General features: G+C 69.1%; 3 protein-coding genes. All 3 read right to left on the bottom strand.

The window, feature by feature from the left end; all coding sequences use genetic code 11:
- The coding region (locus BDIM_RS12740) for an Hpt domain-containing protein (protein ID WP_040346120.1) at positions 1-328 on the bottom strand (328 nt) is incomplete at its 3' end.
- A gap of 12 nt (positions 329-340) precedes the next feature.
- A complete protein-coding gene (locus BDIM_RS12745; protein ID WP_040346123.1) occupies positions 341-706 on the bottom strand; it encodes a response regulator in 366 nt (121 codons plus the stop codon).
- Entirely contained in the window at positions 703-984 is a 282-nt protein-coding gene (locus tag BDIM_RS12750; protein ID WP_003166016.1) for an STAS domain-containing protein, read from the bottom strand. Before BDIM_RS12750 ends, BDIM_RS12745 begins: the two co-directional genes overlap by 4 nt.
- Positions 985-1,146: the final 162 nt, after the last annotated feature.

Genomic DNA, 1,146 nt, shown 5'->3' on the forward strand with positions numbered 1-1,146 from the left:
CTGCGCCGCGCGCGGCGGCGACGTGGTCGGCCAGCACGTCCGCGGCGCGCAGCAGGGTCTTAACCGTCGGCTCGTCGCACGGTTTTCGGCCCGAGCGCAGCTCGTCCATCAGCGTCTCGAAGACGTGGGCGAAACGGACCAGGTCTTCCAGCCCGAAGGCCCCCGCCCCGCCCTTCACCGAATGGACGGCGCGGAAGACGGCGTTGATGACCTCGATGTCCGTCGATCCGGACTCCAGCGTCAGCAGATTGCCTTCCAGATCAGCGAGCAGCTCCTCGCATTCCTGGAAGAAGGTCGCCTTGATCGCCTCGAACGGATCGTCGCTCATCGTCTCAGATCCTCAGGCCGCCACGCGGCGCACGGCGTCGACCAGACGCACGGGGTCGAACGGCTTGACGATCCAGCCGGTGGCCCCGGCCTCGCGGGCGCGCTGCTTCTTGGCGGCGTCGCTCTCCGTCGTCAGGACCAGCACGGGCACGGCGCTGAAAGCCGGGTCGGCCCGCATCCCTTCGATGAAGCCGAAACCGTCCATGCGCGGCATGTTGATGTCGGTGATGACGATGTCGGGGTTTTCGGCCTGAAGCACCTCCAGCCCGTGGACGCCGTCCTCGGCCTGGACCACGCGATAACCCGCGTCCTTGAGCGCCAGCATCAGCATGTCGCGCATGGTGCGTGAATCATCGACGGTCAGAACGGTCTTGGTCATTGGGGGGCGTCCTGTGCGGAGAGATCGGAGGGCGAAGCGCCGAAGGCGCTCCATTGGGTCGTCAGCGCCTCGGACGCATTGACGAAGGTCAAAGCCTGGCCGTCGGCGCGCCAGGTGCGGATCGCCGACAACAGCAGCTGAAGGCACAGCCCGCCCAGCCGCTCGACGGCCGAGCCGTCCAGCGTCAGGGCCTGACCGCGCGCCGCCAGCAGCTCGCCCTTCAGCGGCTCGGCTGCGCGCAGGTCCAGAACCGGGGGCAGAACGACCGTGGCCGTCATCAGAACTCCTCCCAGCCGTCTTCGATGGCTTCAGGCTTCAGGGCCGCGCCGCCGCGTCCCATGGTCTTCAGGGCGGCGACCGTCTCGGCCACCGGCTGCGGCTTGCGGGCAGGCGCGGGCTCGGCGGCGACCGAGGCGGGCTTGGCCTTCGGCGCCGAGACC

Origin of the sequence: Brevundimonas diminuta ATCC 11568, assembly GCF_000204035.1 — a bacterium.
GTDB classification, from domain to species: domain Bacteria; phylum Pseudomonadota; class Alphaproteobacteria; order Caulobacterales; family Caulobacteraceae; genus Brevundimonas; species Brevundimonas diminuta.

Coding starts and splice junctions, on each gene's coding strand:
- BDIM_RS12745 (WP_040346123.1), bottom strand. CDS start 706: ATGACCAAGACCGTTCTGACCGTCGATGATTCACGCACCATGCGCGAC.
- BDIM_RS12750 (WP_003166016.1), bottom strand. CDS start 984: ATGACGGCCACGGTCGTTCTGCCCCCGGTTCTGGACCTGCGCGCAGCC.